The organism is Bacillus paralicheniformis (genome assembly GCF_002993925.1).
Lineage (GTDB): Bacteria > Bacillota > Bacilli > Bacillales > Bacillaceae > Bacillus > Bacillus paralicheniformis.
Map to the genome: position 1 here is coordinate 693,990 of NZ_CP023665.1, position 16,953 is coordinate 710,942.

The 16,953-nt window shown below is 45.8% G+C and carries 21 protein-coding genes; 12 read left to right on the forward strand and 9 right to left on the reverse strand.

Features of this window, described 5'->3' with window-relative positions; genetic code table 11:
• From CP943_RS03555 to tatC, 3 genes are read left to right on the forward strand one after another with little or no spacing between them, the layout of a single operon-like run.
• The gene (locus tag CP943_RS03555) at nucleotides 1-645 is read left to right on the forward strand and encodes a redox-sensing transcriptional repressor Rex (protein WP_020450329.1); all 645 of its coding nucleotides are present in this window, start codon (nucleotides 1-3) and stop codon (nucleotides 643-645) included.
• A 38-nt stretch (nucleotides 646-683) separates the two neighbouring features.
• Nucleotides 684-857 (forward strand): twin-arginine translocase TatA/TatE family subunit, encoded by a 174-nt coding sequence (locus CP943_RS03560; RefSeq protein ID WP_020450330.1) that lies wholly within the window; start codon nucleotides 684-686, stop codon nucleotides 855-857.
• Between the two features lie 6 nt (nucleotides 858-863).
• Entirely contained in the window at nucleotides 864-1,640 is a 777-nt protein-coding gene (gene tatC, locus CP943_RS03565) for a twin-arginine translocase subunit TatC (RefSeq protein WP_095293002.1), read from the forward strand.
• Nucleotides 1,641-1,684: 44 nt separating this feature from the next.
• Here the strand turns inward: tatC and CP943_RS03570 are convergent, their stop codons facing one another.
• Together CP943_RS03570 and CP943_RS03575 are read right to left on the reverse strand one after the other, a co-directional pair.
• Nucleotides 1,685-1,876: a YdiK family protein gene (locus tag CP943_RS03570; RefSeq protein WP_023855536.1), complete on the reverse strand. Its 192-nt coding sequence runs from the start codon at nucleotides 1,874-1,876 to the stop codon at nucleotides 1,685-1,687.
• On the reverse strand, nucleotides 1,876-2,610 hold the full coding sequence (locus CP943_RS03575) for a CPBP family intramembrane glutamic endopeptidase (RefSeq protein WP_105980747.1): 735 nt from the start codon (nucleotides 2,608-2,610) through the stop codon (nucleotides 1,876-1,878). Before CP943_RS03575 ends, CP943_RS03570 begins: the two co-directional genes overlap by 1 nt.
• A 225-nt stretch (nucleotides 2,611-2,835) precedes the next feature.
• Between CP943_RS03575 and groES the strand changes: the two genes are divergently transcribed.
• The 5 genes from groES to CP943_RS03600 all read left to right on the forward strand — a co-directional run bounded on the left by groES (nucleotide 2,836) and on the right by CP943_RS03600 (nucleotide 7,061).
• The gene (gene groES / locus CP943_RS03580; protein ID WP_003179248.1) at nucleotides 2,836-3,120 is read left to right on the forward strand and encodes a co-chaperone GroES; all 285 of its coding nucleotides are present in this window, start codon (nucleotides 2,836-2,838) and stop codon (nucleotides 3,118-3,120) included.
• Nucleotides 3,121-3,164: 44 nt separating this feature from the next.
• Nucleotides 3,165-4,799, forward strand: a complete 1,635-nt coding sequence (gene groL / locus CP943_RS03585) for a chaperonin GroEL (protein WP_020450334.1) — start codon at nucleotides 3,165-3,167, stop codon at nucleotides 4,797-4,799.
• A gap of 426 nt (nucleotides 4,800-5,225) precedes the next feature.
• The gene (locus tag CP943_RS03590) at nucleotides 5,226-5,435 is read left to right on the forward strand and encodes a hypothetical protein (RefSeq protein WP_026578971.1); all 210 of its coding nucleotides are present in this window, start codon (nucleotides 5,226-5,228) and stop codon (nucleotides 5,433-5,435) included.
• A 142-nt stretch (nucleotides 5,436-5,577) separates the two neighbouring features.
• Entirely contained in the window at nucleotides 5,578-6,495 is a 918-nt protein-coding gene (locus CP943_RS03595; protein ID WP_023855539.1) for a VanW family protein, read from the forward strand.
• 116 nt (nucleotides 6,496-6,611) lie between these two features.
• Nucleotides 6,612-7,061 (forward strand): YfmQ family protein, encoded by a 450-nt coding sequence (locus CP943_RS03600; protein ID WP_020450370.1) that lies wholly within the window; start codon nucleotides 6,612-6,614, stop codon nucleotides 7,059-7,061.
• Nucleotides 7,062-7,086: 25 nt separating this feature from the next.
• On the opposite strand, the gene CP943_RS03605 is transcribed toward CP943_RS03600, so the two are convergent.
• A complete protein-coding gene (locus tag CP943_RS03605) occupies nucleotides 7,087-7,353 on the reverse strand; it encodes a hypothetical protein (protein ID WP_105980748.1) in 267 nt (88 codons plus the stop codon).
• A gap of 97 nt (nucleotides 7,354-7,450) precedes the next feature.
• Between CP943_RS03605 and CP943_RS03610 the strand changes: the two genes are divergently transcribed.
• The gene (locus CP943_RS03610; RefSeq protein ID WP_105980749.1) at nucleotides 7,451-7,912 is read left to right on the forward strand and encodes a GNAT family N-acetyltransferase; all 462 of its coding nucleotides are present in this window, start codon (nucleotides 7,451-7,453) and stop codon (nucleotides 7,910-7,912) included.
• A gap of 68 nt (nucleotides 7,913-7,980) precedes the next feature.
• Here CP943_RS03610 and CP943_RS03615 read toward each other — a convergent pair whose 3' ends face one another.
• Together CP943_RS03615 and CP943_RS03620 are read right to left on the reverse strand one after the other, a co-directional pair.
• Nucleotides 7,981-8,655: an SOS response-associated peptidase gene (locus CP943_RS03615; protein WP_105980750.1), complete on the reverse strand. Its 675-nt coding sequence runs from the start codon at nucleotides 8,653-8,655 to the stop codon at nucleotides 7,981-7,983.
• A 39-nt stretch (nucleotides 8,656-8,694) separates the two neighbouring features.
• Nucleotides 8,695-8,925 (reverse strand): hypothetical protein, encoded by a 231-nt coding sequence (locus CP943_RS03620; protein ID WP_025811974.1) that lies wholly within the window; start codon nucleotides 8,923-8,925, stop codon nucleotides 8,695-8,697.
• Nucleotides 8,926-9,085: 160 nt separating this feature from the next.
• Between CP943_RS03620 and CP943_RS03625 the strand changes: the two genes are divergently transcribed.
• A complete protein-coding gene (locus CP943_RS03625) occupies nucleotides 9,086-9,700 on the forward strand; it encodes a TetR/AcrR family transcriptional regulator (protein ID WP_105980751.1) in 615 nt (204 codons plus the stop codon).
• A 15-nt stretch (nucleotides 9,701-9,715) separates the two neighbouring features.
• Nucleotides 9,716-12,340, forward strand: coding sequence for a phosphoenolpyruvate synthase (ppsA, locus tag CP943_RS03630; protein WP_103750428.1), 2,625 nt, complete (start codon nucleotides 9,716-9,718; stop codon nucleotides 12,338-12,340).
• A 26-nt stretch (nucleotides 12,341-12,366) separates the two neighbouring features.
• Here ppsA and CP943_RS03635 read toward each other — a convergent pair whose 3' ends face one another.
• From CP943_RS03635 to CP943_RS03645, 3 genes are all read right to left on the reverse strand, one after another.
• Complete coding sequence (locus CP943_RS03635; protein WP_020450376.1) at nucleotides 12,367-12,651, reverse strand: hypothetical protein; 285 nt, start codon at nucleotides 12,649-12,651, stop codon at nucleotides 12,367-12,369.
• Between the two features lie 65 nt (nucleotides 12,652-12,716).
• Nucleotides 12,717-13,079 (reverse strand): DUF488 domain-containing protein, encoded by a 363-nt coding sequence (locus CP943_RS03640; RefSeq protein WP_023855544.1) that lies wholly within the window; start codon nucleotides 13,077-13,079, stop codon nucleotides 12,717-12,719.
• A gap of 83 nt (nucleotides 13,080-13,162) precedes the next feature.
• A complete protein-coding gene (locus CP943_RS03645) occupies nucleotides 13,163-13,927 on the reverse strand; it encodes an SDR family oxidoreductase (protein ID WP_105980752.1) in 765 nt (254 codons plus the stop codon).
• 153 nt (nucleotides 13,928-14,080) lie between these two features.
• Here CP943_RS03645 and CP943_RS03650 point away from each other — a divergent pair, with 153 nt between their 5' ends.
• On the forward strand, nucleotides 14,081-15,556 hold the full coding sequence (locus tag CP943_RS03650; protein WP_105980753.1) for a carboxylesterase/lipase family protein: 1,476 nt from the start codon (nucleotides 14,081-14,083) through the stop codon (nucleotides 15,554-15,556).
• A 20-nt stretch (nucleotides 15,557-15,576) separates the two neighbouring features.
• On the opposite strand, the gene CP943_RS03655 is transcribed toward CP943_RS03650, so the two are convergent.
• Nucleotides 15,577-16,854: an MFS transporter gene (locus CP943_RS03655; RefSeq protein ID WP_105981349.1), complete on the reverse strand. Its 1,278-nt coding sequence runs from the start codon at nucleotides 16,852-16,854 to the stop codon at nucleotides 15,577-15,579.
• Nucleotides 16,855-16,953: the final 99 nt, after the last annotated feature.

Genomic DNA, 16,953 nt, shown 5'->3' on the forward strand with positions numbered 1-16,953 from the left:
ATGAACATGGATCATTCAAAAATTCCGCAAGCGACAGCGAAACGGTTGCCATTATATTATCGTTTTTTAAAAAACCTTCATGCATCCGGAAAACAGCGTGTATCTTCCGCTGAGCTGAGCGATGCCGTCAAAGTCGATTCTGCGACCATCCGCAGGGACTTCTCGTACTTCGGCGCGCTCGGAAAAAAAGGATACGGCTACAATGTCAATTATTTGCTGTCCTTTTTCAGAAAGACGCTTGATCAGGATGAAATGACGAACGTAACGCTCATTGGCGTGGGGAATTTGGGGACAGCCTTTCTCCATTACAATTTTATCAAAAATAATAATACAAAAATCGCCATGGCGTTTGACATCAATGAGGAAAAAATCGGAACCGAGGTCGGCGGTGTTCCCGTCTATGATCTGAATAGACTTGAAGAGCATATGACGGATGATATCCCCGTCGCCATTTTGACGGTACCGGCTCAAGCCGCACAGTCGATTACAGACAGGCTGGTGGAGCTTGGCATTAAAGGCATTCTTAATTTCACGCCGGCCCGCTTGAATGTGCCGGAACACATTCGCATTCATCATATAGATTTGGCGGTTGAACTTCAGTCGCTGGTGTATTTCATGAAACATTATTCAATGCAGGAAAAGTAAAACGGAAAACGAAAAATAAAGGAAAGGGGGCAGGCTTTATGCCAATCGGTCCTGGAAGCTTTATTTTAATTGTCGTGGTGGCGCTTTTGATATTCGGCCCGAAAAAACTTCCCGAGCTGGGAAGAGCAGCGGGAAACACGCTGAGGGAGTTTAAGAATGCGACAAAAGGTTTGGCTGACGACGATTCCGATAAAAAGAAAGAAGATCAGTAGGATAGGATGACATTTATGAAGGAAAGAGAAATGTCGCTGATAGAACATATCACAGAACTACGCAGACGGCTTGTGATCACTTTTTTCTTTTTTGTTTTATTTGTTGTGGCAGGCTTTTTATTGGCAAAGCCGCTGATTATCTATCTGCAGCAGACGGATGAAGCGAAGCTGCTGACGCTCAACGCGTTCAAGCTGACCGATCCTTTATTTGTGTACGTGCAGTTCGCTTTCATCATCGGCGCCGTCTTGACTTCGCCGCTTGTTTTATACCAGCTGTGGGCTTTCATTAGCCCGGGGCTGTATGAAAAAGAACGAAAAGTGACGCTCAGCTATATTCCGATATCGATTATTCTTTTTTTAGGCGGCATTGCCTTTTCTTACTTTATTTTATTTCCGTTTGTCGTGGACTTTATGACGAGAGTCTCAGATGATCTGAATGTCAACCAGGTCATCGGAATACACGAATATTTTCAGTTTCTGCTTCAGTTGACGCTTCCTTTTGGCTTATTGTTTCAGATGCCTGTGGTCATCATGTTTATCACAAGGCTCGGCCTCGTGACGCCGATGTTTTTGGCGAAAATCAGAAAATACGCATATTTTGTGTTGTTCGTCATCGCGGCGCTCATTACACCGCCTGAGCTTTTGTCGCATTTAATGGTCTCAGTGCCATTGCTCATTCTTTATGAAATCAGTATCGTGATTTCAAGAATATCCTACAGGCAGGCGCAAAAAACAATGATTCAAGAGGAAAATCAAGCGTTTTTGAACGACCATACAAAATAAGAGCCATTCTTTTTCAGAATGGCTCTTTTCCTTCACAAAAAAGGCTATTGATCTTTTCGTTTCATCTTGCCGGCCAGGGCGAACATTTTAAAGGAAATGCTGATATTATAGGCTGCGAAAAGCATCAGCAGGATCGTGTAAAAAGACCACATGCTTCCGGGCGAGGTTGCCGCCAGATATGTAAACAGCACACCCGTTAATAAATAAATCGCTCCCCAGAATTTAGGGCTTCTCATCATAGAAATCCTCCAATAATCATTTGCATTTTCTCGACGTGTTTCAAATATTCTTCAATAGGCTCCCGGAATGTCTGCAGTAAGACGACGAGCGTATTCATGGCGACATGGGCGAAAATAGGCACGATAATCCGGTTGGTTCTGACATATAAAAAGGCGAATGTGAATCCCATTGCTGTATATATGAGCAGATGGCTGAAATCTAAATGGACGACCGAGAAGAGCACCGAACTGAACAAAGCGGCAATGAAAAAATTCGTTTTCTCATAGATTGCACCGAAAATGATCTTTCTGAAAATGATTTCTTCAAGAATCGGTCCGAATACAGAAGAGACAAACACCATCAGCGGCAATGCGGTGATGATTTCCATGATCCGCTGCGTATTTTCCGATTCCGGGTTGACCCCGAACAAGTACATTTCGATCGAAGCGGCAATTGACTGCGAAAACAAAGCGAGAAAAACGCCGGCTACCGCCCATCCGATTGACGCTCCAACCGATGCTTTCGGGCGGTTGCGAAGCGTCGTCTTCGGCACCGTCCGCAAAATCAGCAGCACGATAACGAGACAGAGGGTAAACGCGATGACAGACCAGACGCCTGTCAATGTAAGCTGGGCTTCAGCCTTTGGCTGTCCTTTGCCCACTCCCAAAAAGTAAAGAAGAGGCAAGCCGACAGCGGCCGACAATTGCATGAGAACGTATGCCAATATAATAAACCAGTATTGTTTTCTCAAGCTTTATGTACTCCTTTTCTAAAAATCTAATTCAGACTATGTTTATTGTAACACACTCTTTTTAAATTATAGGATGATAAGGACATGCGGAGAAATGTAAGCGCAAAAAAATTTGACCTTATCACTTGAAATTGCCTGGGAGATTCTTTATTATAAGAATTGTGTTAGCACTCACCGAGTGCGAGTGCTAAAATTACATATGAAAATATTGAGGAGGTTGTTTCATTGTTAAAGCCATTAGGTGATCGCGTTGTCATTGAGCTCGTTGAGTCTGAAGAAAAAACTGCCAGCGGAATCGTACTTCCTGACTCCGCAAAAGAAAAACCACAAGAGGGTAAAGTGGTTGCAGCCGGTTCAGGCCGTGTGTTAGAGAGCGGAGAGCGCGTTGCATTAGAAGTTAAAACAGGCGACCGCATCATCTTCTCAAAATATGCAGGTACCGAAGTGAAATATGAAGGTACTGACTACTTAATCTTGCGTGAAAGCGACATTTTAGCTGTTATCGGCTAAGTCATAAATAAAAACGAGACAATTATATAGGAGGTTCGAATAACATGGCAAAAGATATTAAGTTTAGCGAAGAAGCCCGCCGTTCAATGCTGCGCGGTGTAGATGCATTGGCGGATGCTGTAAAGGTAACTTTGGGACCTAAAGGACGCAACGTCGTTCTTGAGAAAAAATTCGGTTCTCCATTAATCACAAACGACGGTGTTACCATCGCGAAAGAAATCGAGCTTGAAGACGCGTTCGAAAACATGGGCGCAAAGCTTGTTGCTGAAGTTGCGAGCAAAACAAACGATGTTGCCGGTGACGGTACAACAACAGCGACAGTTCTAGCTCAAGCGATGATTCGAGAAGGTCTTAAAAACGTAACTGCCGGCGCTAACCCTGTAGGCGTGCGCAAAGGTATCGAGCAGGCTGTGGCTGTAGCGGTTGAAAGCCTGAAAGAAATCTCCAAACCAATCGAAGGCAAAGAATCAATCGCACAAGTTGCTTCAATCTCCGCTGCTGACGAAGAAGTCGGAAGCCTGATCGCTGAAGCGATGGAGCGCGTCGGCAACGACGGTGTCATCACGATCGAAGAATCAAAAGGATTCACAACAGAGCTTGAAGTGGTTGAAGGTATGCAGTTTGACCGCGGATATGCGTCTCCTTACATGGTGACAGATTCCGATAAGATGGAAGCGGTTCTTGAGAACCCGTACATCTTGGTAACAGACAAAAAAATCACAAACATTCAAGAAATCCTGCCGGTGCTTGAGCAAGTTGTTCAGCAAGGCAAACCGTTGCTTCTGATTGCTGAAGACGTTGAAGGTGAGGCTCTTGCAACATTGGTTGTCAACAAGCTTCGTGGAACATTCAACGCAGTGGCTGTTAAAGCGCCTGGATTCGGAGACCGCCGCAAAGCGATGCTCGAAGACATCTCGATCCTGACAGGTGCCGAAGTGATCACAGAAGATTTAGGTCTTGACCTTAAATCAACTCAAATCAACCAATTGGGACGCGCTTCTAAAGTTGTTGTGACAAAAGAAAACACAACAATCGTTGAAGGTGCGGGAGATACAGAGCAAATCGCGGCACGCGTCAACCAAATCCGCGCTCAAGTTGAAGAAACAACTTCTGAGTTCGATAAAGAAAAATTACAAGAGCGCCTAGCTAAGCTTGCAGGCGGCGTAGCTGTCATCAAAGTCGGCGCTGCCACTGAAACAGAATTGAAAGAACGCAAGCTTCGCATCGAAGACGCCCTGAACTCTACTCGCGCTGCGGTAGAAGAAGGAATCGTATCCGGCGGTGGTACAGCTCTTGTCAATGTTTACAATAAAGTAGCTGCCCTTGAAGCTGAAGGCGACGAACTGACTGGTATCAACATCGTTCTTCGCGCTCTTGAAGAACCAATCCGTCAAATCGCGCACAATGCTGGTCTTGAAGGATCTGTCATCGTTGAGCGCCTGAAAGGCGAAGCTATTGGTGTAGGCTACAACGCTGCAACAGGCGAATGGGTGAACATGATCGACAAAGGTATCGTTGACCCTACAAAAGTAACACGCTCAGCTCTGCAAAACGCAGCATCTGTAGCGGCTATGTTCCTGACAACTGAAGCAGTTGTTGCCGACAAGCCTGAAGAAAACAAAGGCGGCGCAGGAATGCCTGACATGGGCGGCATGGGCGGTATGGGCGGCATGATGTAAGCCCAGCGTCCAAAACGCTGATATATCAAGGAAAAGAGGCTCTTTTGAGAGCCTCTTTTTATTTTAACTTGCGATGACATATAATTACTACTTTAATCCATTGTGGTATAATTGGAACCTGGATTTTTAACAGAAAGGTTAAACAACTGATGTCGCACAACAAACTAATGTTTTTGCTTTTATCATTTTCATCTATTATACATCTGCTCGGTACAATTTTTGACCCTGCGTCCAGCTGGAAGTCCTGGTTGGTGAACGTTGCTTTTACTTTATTGGCCCTTCTATATTTAAATCTCACTTTAAAAGAAAATCAACAGAACAAGTAGCGACATGCCTTTCTCAAAGAGAAGGGCATATATTTTATAAAGAATGAGCAGTCGGCCAGTGCCTAAGAAGTTATTGTTCCTTTCGGGAGGTTTTAAAAAAATGGTCAAAAAAATTGTAAATCGATTGAATTCATTTTCCCTGCTGGGGACAATCTTTTTTATCGGCAGTTATTTTACGTATAAATTTAATGGCGTAGAGCTGATTGGGTTCCTGTACTCAGGTATCATTTTTTTGACAGTTCTGATCGCAACCACCGTAATGTTATTCAGGCAAAAAAGCAAAGGAACCAATGAAAATAAACAGGCTTAATGCATGCTTTATACTATTTTTAACTTCCCTCCATTAGTGTAACCTTTCTCATCCATAATATAGATGATCATTAAAGCATCACACGTCCAGTACATCAAATATCATCTCCTGTTCATACTAATAGCGGGAGGTACATCGACTTATGCTGAAAATTTGGATGACTGGACTTTTATTATTAGCGCAGCCTGCGGGGCATTCTGACAGCTTAACGATCACCCAGCAAGGGAAGAAAGTGGCCGTTGTGAACCGCGAAGATTTTACAATGCCGCTTCCCGGGACACCGTTGATTGATGATAAAAAATACGCCGAGTTCGTTGACAGGCTTGAGCGGAAAGTACACAAGGATCCCGTCAACGCCGTGATCAATGATCAGGGAAGGATCGTTCCCGGCAAGGTTGGCTACAGCCTTTCCAGGAAGGGGGTTAGAGAGCAGTTTTATGCGTATTTTTATGGGGATGGTCCGTCCACGATAGAAGTGCCTGAATTGAACATTTACCCGAAAGTGGACAGCGAACTGCTTTCCCATATCCGGACACAGCGGATCGGTCAGTATGTGACGTATTTTAATTCCGGGAATAAAAGCAGGACGCACAACATTTCACTCGCGGCAAAAGCGATCGACAATCATGTTGTGTTTCCTAATGAGACGTTTTCATTTAACAAAGTTGTCGGTATGAGGACGCCGGACAAGGGGTATATGAAGGCTCCGGTGATCGTGAGAGGCGAATTGTCTGAAGGGGTTGGCGGAGGCATTTGCCAGGTTTCGTCAACATTGTTTAATGCGGTTGACCGGGCAGGACTGGAAATCGTCCAGCGTTATTCCCACAGCCGGCGTGTCCCTTATGTTCCGCCAGGGCGCGACGCGACGGTCAGCTGGGGCGGGCCTGATTTGCGCTTTCAAAATAAATATAACCAGCCGGTCTTGATCAGGGCGAAACGGCATGGAGGAACGATGGTTGTTACACTTTATTCCTCTGATGTGGTCAATCATCAGCTGCGGAAAGTTCCGAAGGCTCCTTCTGAAATCCCAAAAGAAGAGCATCAGAGCGGGGATCACTGAAGGCGAATGTTCATCTGGGCTGCACTTGTTCACACAATGTACAATAAAATCCTTTAGTCTGTATGATAGGATGAATCAAGGACATCTTTAAATTTCAGACAAGAGGAGATGATCGAGTGACATGGCTTTTTGTAACCTTTTTGGTTATCTTCAGTCTTTTTAAAATATTGGTCACTTGCCTTCCGAGCGGTGTCGTAGAGTGGCTGACCGGCAAATTTCAAGTTCATGTTAAGCTTGAGGAAGCGAATGTTACAGTGACGTTCGGAGGAGAGCGTTTAGAGGGATCTGACAAGAGTCAATTTATTCAAAACTTTAATGAGGCCGTATTTATGGAGCGGTATTACATCTACCCGGGAGACGAGCCGCTTTTTGTAAATCCGAAAAACGCCGGGACACCGTTTGTTATCGAAACAAAAAGAGGGAAAAACGCTGTGAAGCTGTTGGTTTACAGATACGATGATCATATAGACGTCGTTAAACAATATAAGAAAAAGACGGCCGCTTATTGTCTGCGTTCTGACGGTCTGCAAAAATGCAGGGGGCTCAAAACGGCGGATTTGGTTTAAAAAGCAGGGAAAACCTGCTTTTTTATTATGATATGAAATAAAGCCTGACAGCGCTGTAACCGATCAAAAATAAACAAGTAGCGATCGTAAAGATAAATTCTCCTTTTTTATTCTTCTTCAAAAGAACGAATGAACGCACACCGATGTTCAGTCCAAACAGGATGAATCCCCCATTCAAATAAACGGGATTGAACCCGGATGGAATGATGAGAAGAAATATCCCGGCAAGCGTGATATAATGGAATGCTTTGACAAGCGGCGGTTCTTTTTCCCGCGCTGTACGGCTGTCCATTTCACCATCACCTTTCTTTAGCAATAAAATCCTTGTATTGCATATTATTCTAATTTAAAATGTGGTTGATGAAAAGTCTTGCACAGGGAGAAACGCCATGACCATACATATTCAACAGCTTGATGCCCCTCTGAAGCCTGAGTTTGTTGCTAAACTGATTAATTTGTGGAATGATAATGCATTGGAAACGGCTGATTGCACATTGGATGATCAAGATAGACAAATGATACAGCAGCAGCTGAAACAATATGTTCAATCTGCATACGGAGCGGTTTTTGCCGTCGTGAATGAGAGGCAAGAAGCGGTCGGATACGGGCTGGCCTCTATTAAGAAAGATTTGGTCAGCGATTGTCTGAGCGGGCACATCGATGAAGTGTACATAGCCCCGGTCTATCGAAGAAACAAGCTGGGAAAGCTTGTTGCAGATCGTATGATGGATTGGTTTGAACGGCATCAAGTGTCTCACGTTCAAGTATCGGTTGATATCGATAATCAATCGGCGCTGCGTTTTTGGGAAGGCATCGGCTTCAGCAGTGAATTTTACCTTTTGACACAATGAATATTTTTAGAATCATGGAGGCGGTGCCCTCACCATTATGACCCGGCCGCCTCGCTAAAAAGCCCCTTTTAAGGGGCTTTTTTGATGAGCTCAGGAGAATTATGATGCGGTGAATTGACGAGAGGCGCGACTTCATACGCTTCCATCTCTTTTGACGCATATGGTTTTAAAAGGCTTTCTAAGTATGCAAGGTCTTGATTTTTCGGATTCAGCCATTCTTTTTCAGCCTGACGATCAAGAATGACGGGCATGCGATCATGAATATCTTTCATTAAATCGTTGGGCATTGTCGTAATGATTGTGCATGTATAGACGGGCTTGCCGCCGGCAGGCTGCCACTTCTCCCAAAGCCCCGCAAACGAAAACAGTCCATTTGTTTTGAGCTTGATCCTCATCGGCCGCTTTGTCTTTGCATCGGTCCGCTTCCACTCATAAAAACTGTCTGCCGGAATGAGACACCTTTGTCTGATCAGCGGCTTTCGAAAGCTCGGCTTCTCAGCCAAAGTCTCAGCGCGCGCATTGATCATTTTATAACCGATTTTCTCATCCTTTGACCACGGCGGAATCAATCCCCACCGCAGCCGCCCTAACCGGTTATGGGAACCGTCGCTGATGACGGTGAGAATGCGCTGGGAAGGCGCGATGTTATAACTTGGGCTGTAATCTTCAATCGTCATTTGATCAATCTCGAAACGATCAATAATCTCATCAAATTCAGAAAAGAGCGTAAACCTGCCGCACATCTTAGTCACCCTTGTTTGTTTATTGGAAGTTTGAGGCTTTTATATATAAATGGCCAACAAGGCCGCTGAAACAGCCATGACAAAACAGTCATCGCCCGTCATGGCCACACCGTTTTTGATGAATACACTGCAGGTCCAGTTGAGGGCCGATCCTTCCGCGGTCCGGTCAATCAGCTTTTTACCCGCTGTGTAAACACATGCTTTAAATAAAGAAAACGAAATGGAACATAAAATAAAGAGCAAAATAAACTTTACCATCAACACCAGCATTGCCTTTTCACCCCGGCATATTTTGTAAGCTCCACCTTCATTTTACCAATAAATTCATATGTTAAAACCATATTCTTGTTTTATTTTATTGACCGACTGGTCAGCAAGCGCTACAATTTATACTAACCGATTGGTCAATAACGAAAAGGAATGATGATCAATGCCTTTACAGCTTTATGAAAAAGAACAAATACTCGATGCCTGTTTGGAGGTTTTTGCCCGGCACGGCTATGCAAAGACTTCGACCGGAATGCTGGCGGAAGCGGCCGGTATTTCAAAGGCGCTGATTTTTCATCACTTTAAAAGCAAAAAAATTCTGTACTTAACTGTGCTCGATTATTGTATTGAAAAGGTAAAGTCGCGCCTTTCCCTTGATGACCTGTCGTCTTATCATGATTTTTTTGAAGCGAAAGAAAAAATAAGTTTGGCTAAGCTTGAGTTTTTCGCGAATTATCCAAACGTATATAAGCTCACGAAAGAAGCCTTTTTTTCACCGCCTTCCGAATTAAAAGAAGAAATCGCCGCAAAGTATGGGGAGCAATTTGCCGTTAGAAATCGTATTCTAAAACAGCTTTTTGCGAAAGTTCCGTTGAGGAAAGGAGTCGATCGTGAAGAGGCGTTCGAGCTCATCATGGTCATGATGGGGCATTTTGAACAAAAGTTTCTAGCGAAAGTAACGGCTGAGAACGATTATGATCCAGCCTGGAGCAGACGTCTTCTTGAAGAACGAAAACGGTTTTTGGATATGATTCGTTTCGGTATTGAAGGCGAATAAAAAGGGGGATTTCTGATGGGACGCTATGTATTGGGCTTTCATGAGGTCGATCGAGCCGATTTGCCGCTTGTCGGCGGGAAAGGGATGAACTTGGGCGAGTTGTCGAAAATGGGCGGCATTCAAGTGCCTCACGGCTTTTGTGTAACCACAAAGGCATATGAAAGGATGATTGGCGAAAACGGCAGAGTCAGTGAACTGATTGATCAGCTGTCACTTTTGAAAGTGATCGATCGAGAGCAGATTAACGAACTCGCCCTCCAGATCCGCAATGGTATTGAAAGGGCCGAAATCGCCGAAGAGATCAAAGAAGCGGTTAAAAGCGCTCACTCAAATGCTGGCGGCGGTGCATATGCCGTCCGATCAAGCGCTACAGCGGAAGATTTGCCTCATGCCTCTTTCGCCGGGCAGCAAGATACGTATTTAAATATAAAAGGAATAGAGGCGATCTTGAAGCATATCAGCAAATGCTGGGCTTCATTGTTTACAGAGCGGGCCGTGATCTACCGGATTCAAAACGGTTTTGACCACCGTAAAGTTCAATTATCGGTCGTCATCCAGCAGATGGTGTTTTCGGAGGCGTCCGGCATTTTGTTTACGGCAGATCCCGTTACATCCAACCGGAAGGTCACCTCGATTGATGCGAGCTTTGCTTTGGGGGAGGCGCTTGTATCTGGTATGGTTTCGGCAGACAACTACAAGGTTCGCGAAGGAGAGATCGTTCAAAAAACGATTTCCGAGAAAAAGACGGCAGTCTATTCTTTGGAAAGCGGCGGCACTGAGGCGCGCGAAGTCGAAGCGGAACGCCGGAAAAAGCAAACATTAACAGATGAACAGATCATACAGCTTGAAGCACTGGGAAGGAGAATTGAAGCTCATTTCGGTTTTCCGCAGGATATTGAATGGTGTCTGGCTGATGGCGAATTTTTCTTTGTCCAGAGCAGGCCTGTAACGACATTGTTTCCTCTTCCGAAACAGAGCGATGACAAGCTGCGCGTCTATATGTCTGTCGGGCATCAGCAAATGATGACAGAGCCGATCAATCCGCTTGGGATATCGTTTTTCGGGTTGATCTCGGGTTATGAGCTGACCTGTGCCGGCGGAAGGCTTTTTATTGATTTATCACACGATTTGGCATCTTTTGCTGGTCGGAAAGTCGTCCTCAGCACGGCGGGGAAAAATGATCCTTTCATGCATAGCGCTCTTGTGAATTTTTTGAAAAGAAAGGAGCTTGTCAAAACGCTGCCGAAAGGGAAGCGGATGTTTAGATTAGGGGCTGAGGGGCTGTCATGGTCGCTGCCTGGTCATGCGCTGAAGATTTACCGGAAAAACGACACAGGTGTAGTCAAACGGCTCATGTCCAAAGCGGAAGCATCCATTCATGAGGCTGAACAGCGATTGGAAAATGCATCGGGTGAAACGTTATTTGCACAGATAGAAGAGGATCAAAAAAACTTGAAAAAAGTTCTCTATGATTCAGAGAGCATGGCTGTGATTATGGTTGGTTTATATGCGGTATACTGGCTCAATCGAAAAATGGAGAAATGGCTTGGCGAAAAAAATGTCGCCGATACCCTTTCTCAATCGGTATTGCACAATGTCACATCTGAAATGGGATTGGCGCTTTTGGATGTTTCCGATGCTGCCAGAGGATACCCCGAGGTTCAGAAATATTTAGCGCATGCCAATGATGAAACCTTTTTCGAAGATCTCAAACAGCTTGACGGCGGTCCCGCTTTTATCAGCGCATTGTGGGCATTCCTTGAGAAATACGGCATGCGCTGCACCGGTGAGATCGATATGACCAAGACGCGCTGGAGCGAACGCCCTTCCATTCTTGCTCCAGTGATTTTGAGCAACATCAAAAACTTTGAACCTGGTGCGCGAACGGTCAAGTTTGAACAGGGGCGATTGGAAGCGGAGCAAAAGGAGAGGGATCTGTTAAGCCGTCTGCAACAACTAAAGGGAGGCAGACAAAAGGCAAAAAAGACAAAGAAGATGATCAGCGTTTTGCGGAATTTTATCGGTTATCGGGAATATCCCAAATATGCTCTGATCAAACGCTATTTTATATATAAGGAAGCGTTGATGAAAGAAGCCGCCATTTTGCAGCGAAAGAAGCTGATTCAAGCGAAGGAGGATATTTATTATCTGTCTTTTGATGAATTGAGAGAGGCCGTTTGCGCTAATCGTCTCGATGTGAAGAAGATCGAGGAAAGAAAAGCAGAATATCAGCATTATGAAAAATTAACGCCTCCGCGAATGATGACTTCAGAAGGCGAGGTCATCACGGGAGAAGTTCTGGGAGACCACATTCCGGCGGGAGCATTGGCGGGCGTTCCTGTTTCATCGGGAGTCATCGAAGGTAGGGCAAGAGTGATTCTGAAATTGGAAGAAGCCGATATCGAAGAGGGGGATATCCTTGTTACGCCTTTTACAGATCCGAGCTGGACACCGCTGTTTGTCTCAATCAAAGGTTTGGTGACGGAAGTGGGCGGCCTCATGACACATGGCGCCGTCATTGCGCGGGAATACGGGCTTCCGGCGGTGGTGGGGGTTGAGCATGCGACGAAAGAAATTAAAGACGGACAGAAGATCAGGATTAACGGATCGGAAGGCTATGTTGAAATACTCGAATCATAAAAGTGAGCGCAGCTTCAAGCTGCGCTTTACTGTTTATAAAGGTCGGCGGACAACATCCAATCCATCAAATGCTGATACGGATAATAGGTTGTGCCATTTAATTCAATTTTAGGTATGTCAGGATATTTACTCAGCATTTCTTTCGTTTCTACTTTACTTAAACCTAAATAATAATGTAAATCGCCTTCTTTAACTAAATAGGGATAGCCTGAATAACTCCCTTTTGGGTTTTTAAAGTTTTTCAAGCCGTCACCGATAAAATAGCCTAAAGCCGCTAAACCAAGCCCGATCCAGAACAGGTTCATCTCCATGTTTACCATCCTTTTCGCATATTGCTTTATCTGTCATACGAAAAGCGTTGAAAAAAGTTTCAAGGTCAAAGGCTTTGCCGGTTCAGCATCTCATAAAGAACGACGGCATGGTTATGGCGCTCATCCTTTGCACCGTAAAGCAGAATAACGGTTTCGTCCGCAGCCATTTCTTTTAATTCCTTGAAGCTTCTCTGTTTTTCAGGGTGTTGTTTGATTTCATTTTGATAGGCTTCTTTAAACGATTCGAATTTTTTCGGGTCATGACCGAACCATTTTCTTAAATCAGGACTTGGAGCGATTTCTTTCATCCAGCAGTCAAGGTTCGCTTTTTCTTTTGAAATGCCGCGCGGCCACACACGGTCGATTAAAATGCGGCGTCCTTCTGCTTGCTGGTTTTCTTGATAAATGCGCTGGAGAATAAACGGCATTTGGATCACTCCTTCTCATTTTATGATAAAACGGCCGTCTGGAAGGAACAACCTCTATTGAAATGACAATGCCAACATTCCTTTTATTCGATGGAATGTTTTAAAGAACTGTACATTTGGCTGACGCTTTCATCGATTTCATCTCTTGACATCCGCAAGGCTTTTTCCGATCTGGCATAGCCGATTTCTAATCGGCCTTCTTCCAGCCCTTTAAAAATCGCATCGGCAAATTCATCCAAAGGAGCTCCGGAATCATGCAGTCCGACACCGCCCAGATCTGTATTGACCGCGGGAGGAGCGACCTCTATGACCTCAACGCCGGCCTCGGAAAGCTGATGTCTTAAACTCATCGTAAAAGAATGGAGAGCGGCTTTTGTCGATGAGTAGATCGGTGCGATCGCCATCGGTGTAAACGCCAGGCCTGATGTCACATTGATGATCGCTGTTTTCCCCGGTTTTTTGGCAAAGTATTGGCTAAAGAGCATGGCCAGGTGGATCGGCGCCTCCATGTTGACGGTGATTTCTTTTTTGTAGTCAGCCCAATTGTCTATGACATCTGCTTTTAAAATGTGGTAGCGCTGCTGTATACCCGCATTATTCACAAGTACGTTTACGCCAGGGTGATGTTCTTTGACCCATTCAAATAATGCCAGTCGTTCCGTTTCATCGGTTACATCGCATACACGCGTGATCAGCTCCGGATATTTTTCCTTTGCTTCTTTCAGCTTGCTTTCCCTTCTCCCGCAGACGATGACCGTATTTCCCGATTTCATAAATCGTTCAGCAAAAGCAAAGCCGATTCCTGATGCGCCGCCTGTGATCAGTACTGTGTGTCCCGACAGTTTCATTGAAACCCCTCTTTTCCGTCAAATTTTTAAACAATAGGTTGAACATCTCTTCTGATCCTATACTAGACCCTTCATTTTCCAAAATGCAAGTATTCCGATTAGACGGTATCGTCCGATTCCATTATCATTGAAAAGTGAAAGGGGTGGAATAAAATGTATGAAACGACTGTCGAAACGTGCTTTGGAAAGCTGAAAGGCAGAACGGAAAACGGTGTCCGTATCTTTAAAGGCGTACCTTTCGCAAAACCTCCCGTCGGCAAGTTAAGGTTTCGGGAACCGCAGCGAATGGAAGCCTGGGAAGGTGAGCGGGAGGCCTTTCAATTTGGTCCGGTTTGTCCGCAGCCTGACAGGGGGTTGCCTGGTGAGTCAACGGGGGTTGAAAAGTCTGAGGATTGCCTTTATTTAAATGTGTACGCACCTGAAGAGGCGGATGGGGATCTGCCTGTTATGGTGTGGATTCATGGGGGCGCTTTTTATCTCGGAGCCGGCAGTGAACCGTTCTATGACGGGACTCAGCTCGCAAAGCAGGGAAAGGTGATCGTGGTCACCATCAATTATCGCCTCGGTCCGTTCGGTTTTTTGCATCTTTCTGCAATTGATGATTCCTACACAAGCAACCTTGGCCTCTTGGATCAAATCGCGGCCCTTGAGTGGGTGAAAGAAAATATCGCTTTCTTTGGCGGAGACCGTCATCATATTACGGTATTTGGAGAATCGGCGGGATCGATGAGCATCGCTTCGCTCTTGGCGATGCCGAAAGCAAAGGGGCTTTTTCAACAGGCCATTATGGAAAGCGGGGCCGCCGCAACATTGTCTGAAAAGCTTGCGAAAGCCGCAGCAGAAAGATTCTTAACGATTCTCGATATTGATCATCATCATCTGGAGCGCCTTTGCGATGTATCTGATCAAGAACTTCTTCAAGGCGCCGATCAGCTGCGTACTTTAATGGGAGAAAATATTTTTGAATTGATCTTTCAGCCTGCACTTGACGAAAAAACCCTCCCGCTGAAGCCGGAGGCCGCCGTCGCGAAGGGTGCGGCAAAAGGAATCGGTCTATTAATCGGAACAAACTGCGATGAAGGCGCTTTGTTTTTTGCCTCTGCTTCGGAACTTTTGCCTGAGAGGAAGATTAATGAGATTTTAGAAGAATACATGGGAAAAGAGGCCGCTGAAGCCGCCGCGCCTCTGTATCCGAGATCATTGAAAGGCCATGTTGATATGATGACAGATCTAGTCTTTTGGCATCCGTCCGTTGTGTTCGCTTCGGCTCAATCACGACATGCATCTGTCTTTATGTACCGGTTTGACTGGCATGCCGATTCGGAGCATCCGCCGTTCAACAAAGCGGTGCACGGCTTAGAGATTCCGTTTGTATTTGGCAATATGGACAGTTTGGAACAGCTGACAGGTACGAAGGCTGGGGAGGAAGCGCATCTGCTTGCTAAACAGATCCAGGCTGCCTGGGTGTCTTTTGCCCGCTCCGGAAATCCGAGCACCGATGATGTCAGCTGGCCTGATTATGATGAAGATTCACGGAAAACGCTGATTTTTGATCAAGAGATCGCGATTGAAAACGACCCGTATTCAGAGAAGAGGAAGCTGTTGACAGCCTCAAACCTGCAGGTTTAGAACAAGCGGCTGACCACAGGTCAGCCGCTTTGGTGGTAGCGTTCGCTTTGAATGGCTTCAAGCGATTTGCCGCGCGTTTCCGGCGCCATACGGAGCCCGATGATCATATGAATGACGAGAAATGCAATCATGACGGCGCCGGCTGTTTTAAAGCCCAATCCCGTAATCATCGCAGGAACGATCAATGAGATGAGCCCGACGCCGATGCGGACGATGAAGAACATAAAGCCTTGGGCGAGCGCCCTGTATTTCGTATGAAAAAGTTCTGCCGCCCACAGCCCGTAAAACGCCTGCGCTCCAAATCCCGCAGAAATGCCCCACAGGCATACGAATAATAAAAGCTCCGTGATGTTCATCGTGCCGAAGGTGAGGATGACCCATGCGGCGGTTGCCATGGCTGCTCCTATGCCAAAAAGCGTTTTCCGATTGACTTTATCGCCGAGACGGATAAAGACGAAGTATGTGGACGCCACTGTCAAAATCCATAAAAATGCCTGCAGCAGGTTGGCTTGCGCCGCTGTTAAACCGCCGACCGTCTCATAAATATACGGCATGAAATATCCCATTGTTCCGGCAACAAGGTTCCAAAACGCGTAAATTCCGATAAGGAGAATCATGGCGTGGAGGTTCGCTTTGTTGGTCAACAGCTCTTTGATTGATGCCTTTTCTGTAACTCCTTTTGCTTTGTCTTCAGCTTCTTTTCGCTTTTGCTCCTCCCAGATGGACGATTCGTGAATCTGCTGCTGCAAAATCCACGTGATGACCGCGACAACGAATAATTGGGCAAAAATCAACCGGCTTCCCAGCAAACCGAGCGGTGCCAAGGCAACCGATAGTAGCAGCGTAAGCGCCGGTCCGACCGACCATGCCAGCTGCCCCCAGCCGACGCGTCCGGCACGTTCGTGATCAGGCGCCTCCTCGGCAATATAAGTCCAAGCAGCCGGAATCGCTGCGCCCACCGCAATTCCCGTCACGATGTAACCGGTTAAAAGCATCGGAAAATTAAACGACACGGCAATCAGCAAAACGCCAAGCATATAGACTAATAAATCGTACTTGTATATGAATTTTCTCCCGTAACGGTCGACTAAAAAACCGCCGAGAAAAGCGCCGATCGCCGCGCCGAAACCATTTGCGCTTAAGGCGCCGAGAAGCCCGACCCGGGCGTCGTCCAACCCTAAATATTCAACCCATAACGAAAGCCCGCCGGCCCCTGCGACGATTGATCCCGCCTCCAAATAGTTGGACATGGCAACCGTGATCGTCGACTTCAAACTGCCTTTTTTTCTCCCTGGCATGATTCGCTCCCCTTTCAAATCAGAATTCTTTTCTGACAGAAGCCGGATTGATGCGTTGAATGCTGGATTTTTCTTTCGTGAGTCACGCGAATATGTAAG